Below are 17780 nucleotides of genomic sequence, written 5' to 3' on the forward strand. Positions count from 1 at the left end.
TTCTAATTTTTGTATCGCTTCTTTTTGTTTTTCTAATGCGCTTGCAATTCATTTGTTGCAACATCGACTGCTTCTTGTTTAATGCTTGCCTCACTAGACTTTTTTTCTAATTCTTTTGTTAATTGCTCTATAAGTGCTTCAACATCGCTTATTTGTTTGCTTAGAGATTCTATTTTATTTTCTACTTCTTGATAATTTAATTGAGCTTCTTTTTGTTTTTGCTTTAATTTTTCAAGCTCATCTTTTAAAGCTGCTAGTTCTTGCTGTTTTCCTGAAAGATTTTTATTGGCCTTATCTTGTTCTTCAGTAACTTGTTTTATATTTTCTTTTACTGTTTGTATGACTTGATTAGCGCTATCTTTTATACGCTTTTGTGACTCTAAATCATTCATTTTTGTTTGGACATCAGCTTGTAATCTGTTTAAATCTTCTTGAAGTAACTTGTTTTGATTCTTAGTTTGCTCTAAGTCCTTTTTAGCTTGCTCTAATTCCTTAGTTTTTAATGCTAATTTCTTAGCTTTTTCTTCAAAAACTTGTTCTGCTTTTTTAAAATCCGATATGGTTTTTTCGTGCTGCGATTTTAGATTATCTAGTTGTTTTTTTATTTCTTCTAAAATTCGACTATGTTCTAAAACTTCTTTTTCTTTTTTTATAGTCTCATTTTCTATTTGCTTTAATTTATCCTGAGATTCCGCATTTAAAGCCTCAAAATTTTCGATATTTTTATTTATTTCATTAATTTTGTTGTTTAATATTTTTTTCTTATTTTTTAGCTTTAACAGCATGTTTTTAGCAAGAGATAATTCTCTTTCCTTCTGCTCAATAACCTTTTTATTTAAAGATTGCAAATTAGAGCTATCTTGTTTTTTGCTTATACTATAAACAAAAACAGAACCAGCTGCCACAACTAAAGCAGACGATAATGATAAACACAATGCTAAGGTAATTTTCTTTTTTCTCATTACAATACCACCTATAAAAAATGCTTTATTTTAATGTATATATATAAATTATTTAATATAAAAATAAACTAGCCTAATATCGGTTTTTAATCAAAACAATATATATATATATATATAGTAAGACATATACTAAAAAACAGATAATAAATGGTACTTTATACTCATTTTTTATGCTTTTCTTGCGCTTTTTTTAGGATTAGTGCTAATAAATTATTTAATTATCGCCTTATCTATTTTTTGTTTTATTTTGTATTTTTTCTTATTTTGCATGTTTTAACATGTCATATATTTAAGATAAATAAAAAAGTAAAACAAGAAACTTCTAAATGAAATTGGTTGTTTTACTTAAAAATATTTTTTATCTTGTTTGGGTGGCTTTTAGTAAATCTTGTTTAGCAACTTCTAGACTCTCGGTTTTTTCTGCGACATCCTGAATTTTTTGACTAACTTCACTAGTAAGTTTATCTAATTCTTTTTGTGCTAATTCTTTATTTTTTAGTTCTTGCTGAATTTTAGTACCAAAATTATTGATTTTTGATTCGGCTTCTGCTTTTTGATTTTTAATATCTTCTAATTCTTTATTTATTTCAGTTATTAAATTTGTTTTAGATTCAACATCATTTTGTTGTTTCTCTATTTTTTTATTTGCATCATCTAGCAGTTTTTCCTTCATTTCCTTAGGGAATTGAACGGCTTGTTTTTCTTGCAATGCAACATTTACAGCGTTTTGCTTTTCTTGAATATTTTTTTCTTGTTGGGAAATGTTTTTACTTATATTTTCAATTGCTTGAGGTGCGTTGGCAATTGTTTCGCTAGCTTTTGCTATAGCCTCTTTTATTTCTTTTATTTGTTTATTTGTATTACTTAAATTGCTATTAGCATCATTAAATTTTTGAATTGCTTCATTATGTTTTTGGTCAGCAATATCTTTAGCTTCCTTTGCCTTAGATTCAATGCTTTTAACTTGATTTACTGCTTCGATTTTTGAATCAACTTCCTTAGTCTTTTCATCTAATTTCATTTTTGCTCTACTTGCATTTTCTTGTGCTTGCATTCTTTTGTTAGAAAGATCAGTTTTAGCAATTTCTAAATCAGCCTCCGCAGCTTGTTTTTCTTTTTTAGCTTCCTCATTTTCTTGTTGTGCAGTTTTTAAATCATTTGTTGCTTGCTCCAAGTTTCTTGTTTTTTGTTGGAAATTATGATCAGATTCATCAAAGGTTTTCTGGGCTTCATTTTTCTTTTGAACTAAGTCTTGATTATTTTTTTCAGATTCATTTTTAGCTAATTGTTTTTCCTCAAATTCCTTTGTTTTTTGAGTTAAATCAGTTAATGCACTAGTTTCTCTTTTTGTGGATTCTTCATTTCTAGTTTTTGCTGCTTCAAGCGCTTCTTTAGCTTTGGAAATAATATTTTTTTGTAGGTTTATATTACTTTTTGTTTGAGCAATCTCGGTTGTTAATTCTTCTAATCTTTCGAAATAGCTATCCTTTTGTTGCTTAATTTGTTGGTAAGCGCCTTCAGCTACACTAGATGCTTCCTCTTTTTGAGCCTTTTCTTCTGATTTTGATTTAAATTCTGGTTCAATTTTGGCTTTTTCAGCTTCGGCTTCTGTTTTCTTAACATTAGCTTCATCCAAGGTTTGTTGCGCTTTTGCTTTATTTTCATTTGCATCAGCTAAATCTTTTTCAGCTTGCTCGATTAGTTTATTAGTTTGCTCTATTTCTTCATTTTTAGCATCAATTTCATTTTTAGCTTGTTCAATAGCTGTATCAGCATCATTTTGAGCCTTTAATAGAGCCTCAACCTCCGCTTGAAGTGTATTTGTTTCAGCGAGAGTAACTCTAGCTTTCTCTTCTGTAGTTTTCAAAGTATCTAAAACAGAATTATACTTAGCACTTGCCTCACTTTTGGCATTGTTATAGCTTTCTAATTCAGCTTCTAGACGTCTTAATAATTCGTCCTTCTCTGCTATTTGTGCTTTAGCATTTTCTAGTTCTTGTTTTTTAGCGTTAACAGATTCCTGTGTTTTGACTTTTTGTTTTTCTAAATTATCCTTGTTAGTCTTTTTATTATTTCTTTCTCGCTCTTTATTGCTTAATTTAGTCCTTGTGGGATTAAAAGTTTTTCTAAGATAATTATGAGCTTCTACATCGAGTTTATGATATTCTTCATAACTTACTTTTCTATTATCATACTTTGCCTTTAGATCAATAAGCATTCCAAAAAGTCTATCTTTCTCTTTTTCTACCTTATTAAATTCCACTTTAGCCTCTTGGGCTTCTTTTTCGGCTTTTTCATATTCAGTATTTGCACTAGTAATTTTAGCTTCTAATTGAACTAATTCGTCTTCTAAAACTAGAATTTCCTGAGCTAATGTATCTTTGTTTTGCTCAGCTTCCTGCTTTGCTTGCATTGCTTCACTCTTAGCAGTTTCTTTTTGGCTTAATTCTAAAATTCTTTGATCTAGTTCGCTTTTAGCTTCGTTCTCATTATTTCTTTTTTCTGCCAATTGTTCTTCAATCTCGGTTTTTTCTTGCAGTTTAGACTGGTATTTAGCATCTAATTGCGGAAATTTTTGCTTTGCATCATCCGATATTTTTTGGTCTTGATCTTGTTTATTTTTAATTTCTTCTAATGAACGCTGTATTTCGGTTATTTTATTTTTTAATTCTTGAATTTCAACTGGTTTAGTTTGTGGTGCATTTGTAGCATCTTCTATTTTCTTCAAGGCTTCCAATCTTTGCTGCTCTATTTCGGCAACTTTTTGTTGTGCTTGTTCAAATTGTTGAGCCACTTGTGCATATTCTTTTAAAACTTGTTCTAACTCATCTTTCTTTTCTTCAAATTTAACTTGTGCCTCTTGTTCTTGCATTTGCAGATCATCAAATTTTTGGCGTAAATCGCTTTGATTATTTTCAAGAACTTCTTTTTCTTTTTCAAGTCTATTTTTTTCTTCTTCGTTTTGGGCTAATTCTATTGTTTTTTGATCTAGATTTTGTTTTGCATCAACTATCTCTTGTTTGCATTTTGCAATTCTTGTTGGGCTTCTATCAAGGCTTGATTAGCATTGTTAAATGATTCAATCTTTTGTTTTAAATCTTCATTACTTATCGACAAGTGTTTTTTTGCTTCATCTAGTTGCATTAAAACAATGTTGTGAGGTTCTCTAATTTTTTCTATATCATTAGATAAATTATTTACCTCTTCTGTTTTTAGAGTAATCGTATTGTCAGTTTCTTGGATTTTTTTAGCAGCTTCTTCAATGCGTTTTTCATTATTTGTAACTGCTTCTGATAATCCATCTAATTTTTGCTTAGCCAACATATATTCATCAGAAAGTTGATTTTGCTGCGTTTTTAATTGATCTAATTCACTTGTTATGCTATCTAGATCTTTCTTTTTTGATTCATACTCAGTAGAAACCTTACTTGCCTTATCCGAAGCATTTTTCTTCTCGTCAGTAGCATCTTGAATAGCTTGCATTAATTGTGGTAAGGATTGTTCCTTTTGAATTAATTCCCCTGATTTTTGTTGACTTAAAATTTTGGCATCTTCCAATTGCTTCTGTGCTAATTCTTTCTTTGTTTTTGCTTCTTTTAATAACTTATTAACTTCTTCTAATTGCGCTGTTTTTAAATTAAAATTTTCTAATTTTTCATCAAAAAGTTTTTTGGCGCTATTAAAATCAGATTGAATTTTTTTCTGTTCTTGTTTAGCATCTTCTAACTTAGTCCTCGCCATCGCTAAAGCACTATTAGAAGTGCTAAGTTCTGCTTCCTTGCTAACTAAATTTAAACTAGCTTGGTCTATCTTATCTTGGATATCTTGATTTGAAGATTGAATATTTTTAATATTTCTTTCAATATCGCTAATTTTCTTACTCAATTCTTTTTGTTTATCTTGCGCTTTTGTTAACTTATCTTTTGCAGATTCTAATTGCGCTTGCTTTTGATTAACAAGTTTTGTTTTTTCGGCAATCAATAAATCTCTTTGAAGCCTTATTTGATTGCTTTTTTTAATCGACGTATAAGTTATTGCTGTTGCTCCAGCAATAACTAAGCTAGCTGACAATGTTAAACACAATGCCAACACTAGTTTTTTTCTTTTCATCATAATTATTCCTTTATAAAATATTTCATCAAGACATATATAACATTATGTTTTTATGACTAAAATCAATGTTTTTTATATTAATACAATAATTTATATATGCACTTATATTGTATAGAGCACGAGAAAAAAATTATAATATTTCCTAAATATTTTTAATAGTAACCAATTTTAATAACATATTTTTTATAAGTTTATGTCTTTATATTATAAGAGATTCATACATCAACAAAATTAAAAAACAACTTAAAATAAGTTGAATTTTAATTTTTTTAAATTTCATTTTTTAATTTTATAAATAGTTATGCTTCTTAAAATTGTCTTGCTTCATAATTTATGGCTCTAAGTAAAAGAAAATAAAATCTATATGCTAAAAGTCGTTATTTTATTTAATTTTTAATGCTAGCGATACAAAGTCATTTGCATTTAGCGAACCCTTTCCAACAAGATATCCGCTCAAATTCTTTACTTGTTCCAATCTTTCTATACTATTAAAGCAAACAGAGCCACCATATAAAACAGGAACATTTTTATCTAATTCATTGTGAATAAAATTTACAACATTTTGGATATGTTCGACCTTTGGAATAATTCCATTACCAATACAATAAACAGGCTCATATGAAATAATTAAATTATTATAATCACTAATGCCTTTTAGGGCGCTTTGGATTTGCTTTTGTAAAACATCAAACGTACGGCCAGTTTCGAATTCGTTTATCGATTCCCCGATACATAATATAGTTTTAATATTAGTTTTTTTAAGATGCAATATTTTTTGGTTGATTAATTCATCAGTTTCGCTAAATAATAATCTTCTTTCACTATGCCCGATAATTACAAAATCAACATTTGCTTCAATTGCCACATTAAGCGATACTTCACCAGTATAAGCACCATTTAATTCATGGAATATATTTTGCAATCCAAATAAATAACTACGCTGAGGATTATTATAAGCTATATATGTGCTATCAAATGAAGGGGCAATGCCAATCTTAATGTTATTTAATTTGGCTTTATTTTCATCTATGAGATAATCAAGAGCATCGATATAAGATTCGACATCTAAAAAAGTTTTATTCATCTTAAAATTTCCGATTAAATATTTCATAAAAATTCCTTCTTTTGTTTTTTAATTTATTATTAATTAAAATTCTTATAAATGTATTGCTAGCATACCAATAACTAGTGTAAGGGAGGAAATGCCGATAATGAGATATGAAGCCAAGTTAGTTGATCCTAAAATATTTTTGTTCTTGCTTTTTTTTGCTTGTTCGATATTATAAGCATTTCTTTCACTATTTAAAATCTTATCTTTTTCAAATTGATTCATACCAGAATAATATTTAGCCTTAGCGCGCATGTTAATGCGATAATTATGATAAAAGCTTAATATCGGCGATGCCAATCCTTTACCAAATCCGCTACGAGAAATTAAGACCAATAAGCCAATACCCATAACAGTTACACAACCAACACTAATTGCATTAGACCATGTTATTTTTACAGAACTCTGCTTTTTTAAAAAACCTGTTAATAATATCATTAAAATCATTAAAAAAATTGAAATAAAAAAATAAATAATATTACCTAGTGTTCAGCTTCGTGATCAATAACTTCCAGATTTTCTATATTGACTTTTTCTATAATTTTTTTTCTTCATATCTGTTCTCTTTAATTACTAATTATACTTAATTAATTATAATTAAAACAGATAAAAAACATTAGACAATATTATTCGTCTAATGTTTAGTTAAACTATTTTTTAACTCATTTTGCAATTTGTTCTTTTGTTCCGTATATTCAATGTTCTTTATCAACTTGATAATTAATTGGCATATTTGGAAACTGTTGCTCATAAATATAATCAATATTAAATGAAACATTTTGAAACTTTTCATTAGCATTTGATATTTTGGGAATTGCCTTAAACAAATTAATTGTATATGGGTGTAAAGGATTATTATAAATAGCTTCCGTTTTACCGCTTTCTACAATCTTGCCTAAATGCATAATTTGCACATTATCTGCAACATATTCAATCATACTCAAATCATGGGCAATAAATATTAAACCAATATTTTTTCTAATACATAAATCTTTTAATAAATTAACAACTTGCGCCTGAATAGAAATGTCAAGAGAAGCAATTGGTTCATCGGCAACAATAACTTTTGGTTCAGTAATCAATGCACGAGCAATAACAATACGTTGTAATTGTCCGCCACTAAATTCATGTGGATAGCGATATGCAAATTGTTTTAATAAACCAACATCTTCAAGAGAACGATAAATAATCATTTTATACAATAATTCTGAAATTAAATATTTAGCAAATGGAAATGAAAACTTATAATCATAAAGATTAAATCTTTTAGACCATTTCGTATGATGAACGTCAACATTTTCACTATTTTTCTTATTAAGATTTAATTCAACTCATTTATAGTCAATGCCAAGCAATAGATAAATACGCTTAATGTCTTTTCTTAAATAATCTCTTTCGATATTAAATGATTTTAATGTATCCTCTTTCAAGGCAATATCAGAGTTATACATTTTAACAACAGTATCTTTATCTTTTTTGATAGCCTGAATTTTTTCAAGAATCCTTTTGATATCTTTATTTGTTTTAAAAATATTTAGGTCATTAGGTTTTGCTTTTAGTGATTCTTTTAATACGTTATATTTCTCGGTTAGAGAATTAATTTTAGTATCATAAAGATTTTTAACATATTTAATGAATTCAAATTTATGTTTTTTGTATAAATCATTGCAAATAGTTTGATCAGCCACTAAGCGTTGATACTCTGCCTTTTCAATTTGGATTTGTTGATACAAGTCATCAATAATTTTCTTATAACTTACTAAGAAGTTAGAGCGACCTTGCAAATACAGTTCTTTGGCCTCTTTAAGTTTTTTATGCGCTTGTGACAATTCTTGATGTGAATATTGTGGAACTTGTTTTAGCGCTATTCTTTGCTTTAAAGTAGATATTTGTGAATTTAATTGTTCTAATTCATCGCGAAAGTTTTGCTCATTTCTATTGGAAATTTCGGTATATTTAGAAAAATCAAACTTAAAATTTTCTTTTAATGTTTGCTTAATTTGCGCTAACATTATCTTTGAATACTCAATTTTTTCTAGATGTGTATTATAAAAGTTCAAAACATAACTTTCAAGCTCTTTAACCAATTGTTTTATATCTTCATAATGTAAAAACGTTAAACATTTTTTTAATGAATTTAAGGTCATCACTCTTGCTTTGAATAGATATTCATTTTTTAAATTATACAAATAGAAATCTAAATCAGTAGACATTAGTCGTGCAATATTCACTAAGCCTCTTTCATTTTTATTTTCTACACAGAAGTTACTAAACGTATTTTTAGAAATATAAATTTGATGTTTATGCTCTTTTATTAGTTGTTTTTTCTTAGTAAGAAGATATTCCAATTCCTTCACATCATCATATTGTTCACAAGATAAACAACTTAATTTACTAATTTTCTTAAATTCTTCTTGTGCTTTTCGATATGCTAATTCTTCCTTAGATAATTCTTCGCGACGGTATTTAGATTGCATTTCATAATAGAAATTTATCAACGACGAAGCGTTTGAATACATATTATTAATAATCAAACTTTCCATTTTTTGTTTTTCTTCTAGGTAGGCATAAAACAACGAAAAGTTATCTTCACGGCTCAATTCCTCATCTAATTTAAAATCAGCGAATGCCTTTTTTCATTTTGAAAAGAAAGGATTAGCAAGGCGATTAATTTCTTGATAATTTTGAAGTTCTAGCTTCATGGCTTGAATTTGAAATGTATATTTAAATGTTTTTTTGACTTCTAACCAATCTTTGAAAATATCATTTATTTTAGTTTTCATTATACCGTTGACTAATAACGGTTCTCTTAGGATTGTATAAATATTTTGTTGACTATTTAAAGAAGCATGAGGATCTTGAAAAATCATTTGAACGTTTTTACGTAAATATTTTTTAAGCGATAGGCTAATATGCTTACCTGAAATTATTTTATCTTCTAGTCGCACAAATCCATTATAGTCATCATAAAGTCTCAATATTGTTCTACCAACAGTTGTCTTCCCTGAACCAGACTCACCAATAAGACCAACAATTTCTCCTTCATGAAGATCAAAAGATACACCATCAACAGCTTTATTAATGATACCTTGACTAACAAAATATTTTTTAAGATTATCAATTGATAATATAACTTTTCTTTCTTCTTTATTTTTCATTTTGAAATGCCTTTTTAAATAATTCTAAACGATTTTGTAGATCTTTTGTGAGTTCAACCTTCGGTGCTTCAGGACTTAATAATCAAGTAGCGGCTGAGTGTGTTTCAGTTATTGGGATTAAAGGAGGTTCTTTAATAAAATCAATTTCAAGAGCATAATCATTACGAGGAGCAAAAGGGTCACCAACAGGAAGGTTAGCCATATCTGGTGGCGTTCCTTTAATGTTATACAATTTTTCCTCTTTTGATTCAGGAATAGCAGATATTAAAGCTCATGTGTATGGGTGGGCGGGTTGTGTAAAAATTTCTTCTTTCGAACCTTTTTCAACAATTCTTCCGGCATACATAACATAAATATAATCACAGAATTTCGCAATAACGGAAATGTTATGGCTAATTAAAATAATGGAAATCCCCATTTTTTGTCTAATTTCTTCAAATAAAGCGAGAACACTAGCCTGAACAGTAGGATCAAGAGCAGTAGTTGGCTCATCAGCAATAATTAAATCTGGTTTAAGAGCAACTACCATAGTAATAACAATTCTTTGTTTCATACCACCTGACAGTGTATGAGGATAAGCACTAAAAATCTTTTCGACATCCCTTAAACCAAATGTTTTTAATAAACCTAATAAATAGGATTTTTTTTCAGTATATGTTTTAGCACTTCACTCAGTATTATTATTAAGTGCATCTAATAATTGTTTTCCAATGGTGCGAGTTGGGTTTAGCGATGTTAAGGGGTCTTGAGGGATATATCCAATTTTTTGACCTCGAACAATTTGCCAATATTTTTCTTTTTTAAAAATGTTGCTTAGTTCCAAATCACCAATTTGAATTTTATCAGCGCTTATAATTCCATTCTCATTAACATTAATTAACGTTTTTGATGTTACTGATTTGCCAGAGCCTGATTCACCAACTAATCCTACAATTTGCCCACGCTTAACATCCAAGTCAACACCACGAACAATATGAATAGTTTTTTTTCTGCCTGCTGGAAAACTTACATGTAAATTTCTTACTTCTAACAATTTATCATCTTCCATTATTTCTTGCGATTGAAATCTAGAATATAAATATGATCGCTTTTGAGTAGTTTGTTTTTTAATTTGTGACATAATTATTTTCTCTTTCCCTTAGTTATTACTCTAGGATCAAGGGCATCATGAATACCGAGAGCCATAAAGTTTAGCGATAATGATAGTAATAATAATATTAATGTCGGAAGTAGGATTACTCATACGTTTTCACTAGCTTCTGAAGCCGATTCAATTAAGATCTGACCTAAGTTAGTATCATTCCCAGATTTAAAGAAACCAAGAAATGCCAATGATGCAACTCATAAAATTACACTTGGAACATTTTTAACAAATGAGTTAGCAATTTTCCCAATAATTGCAGGCAAGGCGTGAACAAATATTTGTCTTGAGGCAGAAGCACCTATTGCTTTTGAGGCTGTTATATATTCTTCGTTTTTAACGGTTATTATGTATAACCTTGTTAAACCCACAAACAATGGCCATCCAGCAATAGACATAGCTAAAATCAAGGAAATTTGGTTTGTCCCAAAGATTCCAACAAATATAAGAATCCAAATAATTGTTGGTGGAGCATTAAAAATATTAATTATTCTCATAATGATTGTATCAATTAATTTACCTGCATAAAAACCAAGGACCGCACCTAAAGTGATGCCAAACACAGCTTGAATTATTGTGGTAATAATAGCAATTTCAATCCCTCTCCATGTTGCATATCACGTTGTAACTCATATATCATAACCAGTTGAAGAGGTTCCTAAAATGGTTTTTAATGTAGGAACTTGCGGTATTAAAACCTTAGTTACATATTCATCAGTTAGTAAAACTCCGTTAGGTCTTGAGTTAATTAAACCATTCAGAACTCACGCTTTAAATAAATGATAAGCATTATAGTGAATAAATAATTGACCTTGATCATTAGTGTCAATGGTTGTTGAATTTGTAAAGAATGCAAATCAATTATTTCATTCAACTTCTTGTCCTAATTCCTTTCCATGACTAACAACATAATTATAGAATTTATAAATCTGATCGTCGGGTGTTATAGCTTTAGTTACAAAAGGTGAATATGCCGGCGGCAACGAGTTAATAAAATCATAACCATTAATTGGTTTGTTGGGGGTATAATTTGTGACTAGACTTGATGGAATTAATAATGATGCCAGTAATATAAACAAAAACACAATTAGCGAAACAACAACAATTGGGTTTGAAAAGAATCTTTTTATAATTTCAATAGCCATTTTTTTAGGGCGCCCTGCTATTGAGGAGGTTTGAACCTTATCACTTTCAGAAACAAAACCGAACTTTCTAGATAGTTCAGAACTTATTTTGTATTTTTTGTTAAATTCTTTAATCTGAGATTGTAAATTATCTTCCATATTTAACGTTCTAACCTACCTTTCATTATGGATTTTGAGACATAGAATTATGGTTTTGTTGATTCAATGCCCTTTTTGCATATAGATCTTTTTCAAGTTTCTTTCTTTCTAAAAATGCTTTAAAAAATAGCCAATAATTTTTCTTATTTTGTGCAGAATATGTAATTTTTGGATCTAATACAGCAAACATTACATCTACAAATATCTCAGCAGCTAATCCAATTCCAGTAAAGAATATCGTTGAAAACATAATAATATTAATTTCTCCAGTTGGAAATGAATTAGCAATAACAGTACTTGTTCCTGGAACATCTCAGTATCTTTCAATAATAATTGAACCAGACAATAGCCCAAGGAATGAGCCAAATAATAAGCTAAATAATGGAATCGAAATATTTCTTAATACATACTTAAAAAATATTTGAGTAGCCTTCAATCCTTTGGTTTTCGCTATTAAAACATAATTAGATGTTAATACAGTAATTACTTGATTTCTTGTATAACTAACATATACAGCCATTGAAGTTAAGGTAATAATCAACACAGGCGGTAGATATGATACAAATAATTTACCAAATGTTGGTTCAAGAGCGTCTCTCGGAACTACGGTTGGAATACCAATTTTTAGTGAAATGGTAATTAATATCGGAGCTAAAACAAATGAAGGAATTGCTACAAATAATAGAACAAATAAATTAGCGCCAGAGTCAAATAATTTTCCCCTTTTATAACCGGCAAAAACACCAATAGTTATACCGCTAATTGAGCTAATAATAAATGCAGGAAGAGTAATTCTAATCGAATATTTTAATGGGGTAAAAAATAATAATTGTATGTTAGTATATTCAGAAGGATTTGGATTATTTTCTTTATTAATAATAAATCCAAAATCACCACGAAAGATATTTCCGATATAGCGGAAATATCTTACGATGATAGGAATGGGCGTACCATCTTCATATCTAAGCCCAAAAGCTATTTCATTGTCATATGTAAGTTGCTCAATTGAGAGCTTATTTTTAGGATTTTGAAATAGTTTTTCAACTATTGCTTTAACCGGACTTTGCCCAAAAGCGCTGACAAGTGTATATACAACAAAAGTTATAATAAACAATGTCAGGAGTGCAAATAATATTCTTTGACGTATATATCTAAACATTGTATAAATTAGTTTTTAATCTTTCAATCTACATATAGATCGACACCAGGATTTGTTGAATCAGGTACGACAAATTTTTTCTCGACTAATGCTCTACCAAATTCGTTCTTTTGTTTAAAAATTGCATATGTGAATCCAATATTAAAGAATGATGTAAATTGTTCCATTAACTCAATTGCTTGTTCATTAGTATGTTTTGCAATATATTGTAATCAAAATGCTGCTGTTCATGCATAAGCATCTGTTCCATACTTGCCATCCTGTGATGTTCAAGGGATTGCTTTATTATTGCTATCTCTTTTTAGAAAATAGTGTTCTTTCCCGTTTTCAGTTCTTTTTTCAAAGGTAACAGAGGTAGTATATGGTAGGTATTGTCCCTTATATTTGTTTTCAACTAAATGAAGATCCGCAAACGGTACTGAACCAATTCACTTATGTGGTCCATCCTCGTTAGCATATTTAACCATATCCTTTGCAAGTTGATAAATTTTTGGATAATTTTCTCTTATTAATTTGTTTTTATCACCCGAATCATTTGCTGCTATTCAAGTTAATGTTGGAACTAGGTTTGCGCTAAATGAAAGGCCGTCATACCCTGAACCGATTGAGTCGTAGTCATATGATCACGAAACAGTTTCTGATCCATTTGATCCTCTTGATCTAAAATTATCAAATCTAGGATCATCTTTATTATCAGTGTAATATATTGATAATTTTAATTTTGGATGTAATTGTGAAAATGTTTCTTGAATACTTTCAAATGCTGTTTTATATCCCTTAGGTATATTTACAAATGGAAAGGCATATTTAAACTCAATATCTTGGTCTTTATATTCAGGAAATTCTTTATAAAAATTATCAATTAATTTATTTAGTTCTTCTTTAATTTTTTCAAAACCGGCAGATTCAAGTTTTTGTGATCTCGTTCCGTTCTTTTTAAATAACACTTCTTCATTTTCGCTAGGACTTATTTCTTTGCCTATTGTGGTACCAAAATCAATTTTTCCAGACTTATCTGCCTTTAGAGCAAATAAAGAGTTTATTCTGTCTCTGACATCATTTGGAGTTCTGAATTTTGATGATTGTTGGTCATTACCGCCAATTGGTGAACCATCTGCAACTTTTGCTATTCATGCCGATGACTGAGAACTGGTTGCTTGCGAAGCAAACTCATCTCAATTAATTGCAGCATTTATTAAAGTTCTAAAAATTAATCCACGACCAGATATAAATTCACTTGGATCATTTAAACCCTTTGATAGCTCGTCTCTTGTTGCCCCATAAACTAATTTAGCAAAAGCATCATTGAATTCATAGAAATTAGTTTTTTGCCCTTGAGGAAGTGCTCTAACAAATGGTTGTGCAACGTTTCTATAAAATGGTCTATTTGTATTTACAACTTGAATGTAACGCAATCCAAATTTCTTACCATCTCTCAAAATTTCATCTTGTTGTGCTTTATTTAATTGACTAAATGCAATTTGCGAAACGCTACCTTCTTTGTACTTATTAAAAATTCTGTCTGCAAATGTTTCTGCCGCAACGTTTTGATTATATATAAACACTATTTGCTCAATAGTATCAGGGCTATTCACAAATTTTTGATCATAGTAATTCTTATTTTTCTTAAGAATTAACTCCTGTCCTTTTTGAGGCGATATATAATATGCGCCATTGTATAAAGTGTTTTTTAAACTTACTCCATATCAATAGGCTCCAACCTTATATACTATAGAATTTTTATCTAATTTTTTAATCTTATCTTCAAATTTTTTGGTTTCACCATTTTGCAAACCGTTATAGTTATATACTGGCAATTGCTCTGTTTGGTTCTTTTCATCAATATATTGGGAAGGAGCTGGTTGAAAGGTATAATCTCTCAATATTAACTTATTAAAGAACTCTGTAAATTCTGGATCATTATGATTAGAAATTTTTTCAAATGTTACAGCATCATCTAATCCTACTTTTTGTATAAATTCTTTTTCTACAGAAAACTTCTTATGATCAATACCGAAAAGACTGAATAAATAATCATTTGAATACTCCTCTTTATCAGTAAAGGCTGATGAAGAAGCATCTGATAAAACTTTGGCAGCCTCTTTATCAAGTTCCTCAGAACCACCATTTTTATCTCTGAATGATTGGCTGACAGAAAGTGTTCTTAATCACGAGTAATAAAAATCTTTTGCATTAACTTCATATTTCGTCTTTTTACCCGTTTCGTCAACTCAAAAAACGCCTTTTCGAATAATAAATTGAACTTTAGTAGCTGATTTTAATTTATTATCAAAGTTAAAACTGTTGATAGATTTTTGATTATTCGATTTTAATTCTACTGAAGCAGAAGTGTAATATTTAACTCCGTCTTTTTCGCCATTAGGCTCTGTCATGATATCGGCATCATCGGAATCAAATGTTGTTATAGAACCGTTTTTGTCTGTTATAACAACAGCAGAAGCCATTGCTAATGCCTTTTTTGTTCAAGTTGGAGTTGTGATATATTGAGCAGTTCCAATTATTTTACCACTTTGATCCTTTTTGACTTTGTTAGTTAAAACTGGTTCTCCGATATTTTCAATGCGAACCAAACCAGCTGAAGTTTGTTGTGTCGTTGCGACACTTACATATCCACCATATGATCTTGAAGCATCATATACAAATGCTTGTCCTGTATAAGGTGAGTTATATTCAAACACGTATTTATGAACTTTACCGCTTTGTAAGTTGTTGCTGCAGCTTGCTAAAAGCAGGGGTACTGAAGCACTAAGTAAAGGTAAAGAAGCTAATAATATTTTGTTTGCTTTTTTCATTTTAATCTCCATTTTTTATAATTCCATAAAAGTCATTAAGGTGTTATTGTATTTAAAAAATTATTATCTAGTTATATAAAATGACTTATATAAAATTACAAAATAATTATAAATTATTTTTAATCTTTTGTTAGGTTTTGCTCTTAAAGAGGCGCATTTTCTCTTGTCTTTCAATGTGACTTTTTTAATACATTTTTGATTGATTTTTATTACTTTTTTATTGAAATTATTTAAATCTGGGTTTTATTAAGAAAATGCTAAAAGATACTTTTTTATTAAGAAAATTCTTATGTTTATTGAGTAATTATGTACCTCTAAAATCCATAATCTTAGGACGGTAAATAATGTTGAAATATGAAAAATCTATATTATTCTTTTTAATTTTAATCTTATTAATTATGATATTTAAATGTATAAGTTGCATTACAAATTCCTCCAAGAATAATATTTTTATTTCACGAATTCATAGAATTCATCTTAATAATACCCTTGTTGAAATTAATAATTTCAATAGCAAAAAATGCAGCTATTATAGCTGTGAACATACTAGAAATTTGATAATTTTCATTTATTTTTTTTATGTCCATCATTTTTTCCTAACATTAATTATTTTAACAACATTTAAAATTTTTTTGCAAAAAAATATAATACTTTTTAAATTTATTTATAAAAATCGACTTAGTTTTAGCAGTTTTATTAATATAAAAAATAAAATAAAAAAATAAAGCAATATTAGATATTTTTGATATAATTTTTTTAATTCAACTTGTTATAGCTAATTATTTAGCATAATGAATTGGATTAACATAGTTAATGTCTTATCCGAGCTTTTTTGCTTATTTCACTAAATAATTTAGATCAGGGTCTGCGGAGTCTGATTTTTTAAAATTGTGATAAAATTTTACTATTATGAATTCAAAGACAAAAAATATTATTTTTAACGAACATAAAGACAATATTAAATGAGACATATATTTTATGTCCTTAGCCAAATTAAGTGCATTTAGATCTAAGGACCCAACAACAAAAGTAGGGGCCTGTATTGTAAGCCCAAATAATTATGTCATTTCATTAGGTTACAATGGAATGCCAACTAGTTTTAATAACACCGAGGTTGATAATGACCTAGCTTTTCCATGGAATCGACCAAGTTGTTCTGATGATGTGCTACATTCAAAATATACATATGTTGTTCATGCTGAAGCAAATGCTATAATTAATGCTAATCTAACTAATTCTAAAATTGAACCAGGTTCAGCAATTTATGTTACACATTCGCCATGCTATAACTGTGCAAAATTAATTGTCCAATCAAAAATATCGAAAGTTTATTATGCTAGTGAATATAAACCGGAAGCAGATGATTTTAAAGCTAGCCTAAAAATATTTAGCACCTTTGGTGTTGAATTTATAAAAATAAAAAATGATTTTGATATTGATTTTAAAATAAAGAAATAATTTTTTATTTAATTTAAATTTTTAGGTCTTAAAAATAAATTTAATATCACAAGTTTGATAAATATTTTTAAACTATAAAATGTTGCAATTTGACTAAGAATTAACAATTTTTTATTAAAAAATTAGAAAAAAATAGCTCTATTTTAGGAATTTCATAAGAAATTATTTTATTTTTTTCATCTACTTTAAAATCAAAATAATTTCTTATGAAATAAATAAGAAAAATTATCAAGCAAGTCTTGATAATTTTAATTATTTTGTTATAGTTTCTCCACATGATTGGGAGCCAAAAAGAGTTGCTAGATTTATAAATATCGATGAATATTTTATTAAATCAAACATAAAAAAAATCAATTTAAATTTGTTTTGGTTATAAAAACCACTAAAATTTAAGTTAAAAAAGAATAAAGTCATCATTAAATTAAAAAAATTCCCACTTTTTGGGGAAAAATTAAACAACTAAAAATATAAAAAAAATTGCCTATATTTATAGCAAGCTTTTTTTGTTCCCTGAAAACTGAATATCGACTTTTTTTGTTTTAGATAACTTCTATAGAATCACTATTAAACCAATCAATTTATTAG

General features: G+C 28.4%; 12 protein-coding genes. 1 reads left to right on the forward strand and 11 read right to left on the reverse strand.

Annotation, left to right across the window (positions count from 1 at the left end; translation table 4 throughout):
* Positions 1-32: 32 nt before the first annotated feature.
* The 11 genes from ACWXVM_RS02525 to ACWXVM_RS02575 all read right to left on the reverse strand — a co-directional run bounded on the left by ACWXVM_RS02525 (position 33) and on the right by ACWXVM_RS02575 (position 16282).
* On the reverse strand, positions 33-962 hold the full coding sequence (locus tag ACWXVM_RS02525; protein ID WP_455994187.1) for a hypothetical protein: 930 nt from the start codon (positions 960-962) through the stop codon (positions 33-35).
* Positions 963-1320: 358 nt separating this feature from the next.
* Positions 1321-3834 carry a hypothetical protein gene (locus tag ACWXVM_RS02530; protein ID WP_455994189.1) on the reverse strand — a complete coding sequence of 838 codons (2514 nt, stop codon included), beginning with the start codon at positions 3832-3834 and terminating at the stop codon, positions 1321-1323.
* 137 nt (positions 3835-3971) lie between these two features.
* Positions 3972-5075, reverse strand: a complete 1104-nt coding sequence (locus tag ACWXVM_RS02535) for a hypothetical protein (protein WP_455994191.1) — start codon at positions 5073-5075, stop codon at positions 3972-3974.
* Positions 5076-5457: 382 nt separating this feature from the next.
* Positions 5458-6186 carry a triose-phosphate isomerase gene (gene tpiA / locus ACWXVM_RS02540; RefSeq protein ID WP_438340870.1) on the reverse strand — a complete coding sequence of 243 codons (729 nt, stop codon included), beginning with the start codon at positions 6184-6186 and terminating at the stop codon, positions 5458-5460.
* 45 nt (positions 6187-6231) lie between these two features.
* On the reverse strand, positions 6232-6621 hold the full coding sequence (locus ACWXVM_RS02545) for a hypothetical protein (protein ID WP_455994193.1): 390 nt from the start codon (positions 6619-6621) through the stop codon (positions 6232-6234).
* A gap of 212 nt (positions 6622-6833) precedes the next feature.
* Complete coding sequence (locus ACWXVM_RS02550) at positions 6834-9341, reverse strand: ATP-binding cassette domain-containing protein (RefSeq protein WP_455994195.1); 2508 nt, start codon at positions 9339-9341, stop codon at positions 6834-6836.
* Entirely contained in the window at positions 9331-10461 is a 1131-nt protein-coding gene (locus ACWXVM_RS02555) for an oligopeptide/dipeptide ABC transporter ATP-binding protein (protein ID WP_438340873.1), read from the reverse strand. Before ACWXVM_RS02555 ends, ACWXVM_RS02550 begins: the two co-directional genes overlap by 11 nt.
* 2 nt (positions 10462-10463) lie before the next feature.
* On the reverse strand, positions 10464-11765 hold the full coding sequence (locus ACWXVM_RS02560; protein WP_438340874.1) for an ABC transporter permease subunit: 1302 nt from the start codon (positions 11763-11765) through the stop codon (positions 10464-10466).
* 25 nt (positions 11766-11790) lie between these two features.
* Positions 11791-12924: an ABC transporter permease subunit gene (locus ACWXVM_RS02565; RefSeq protein WP_438340875.1), complete on the reverse strand. Its 1134-nt coding sequence runs from the start codon at positions 12922-12924 to the stop codon at positions 11791-11793.
* 8 nt (positions 12925-12932) lie between these two features.
* Positions 12933-15737, reverse strand: a complete 2805-nt coding sequence (locus ACWXVM_RS02570; protein WP_455994197.1) for an OppA family ABC transporter substrate-binding lipoprotein — start codon at positions 15735-15737, stop codon at positions 12933-12935.
* 392 nt (positions 15738-16129) lie between these two features.
* Positions 16130-16282: a hypothetical protein gene (locus ACWXVM_RS02575; RefSeq protein ID WP_438340877.1), complete on the reverse strand. Its 153-nt coding sequence runs from the start codon at positions 16280-16282 to the stop codon at positions 16130-16132.
* Between the two features lie 364 nt (positions 16283-16646).
* On the opposite strand from ACWXVM_RS02575, the gene ACWXVM_RS02580 reads away from it, so the two are divergent.
* Entirely contained in the window at positions 16647-17195 is a 549-nt protein-coding gene (locus ACWXVM_RS02580; RefSeq protein WP_444705162.1) for a deoxycytidylate deaminase, read from the forward strand.
* Positions 17196-17780 lie beyond the last annotated feature (585 nt).

It is taken from the genome of Mycoplasma sp. 2261, assembly GCF_053851575.1.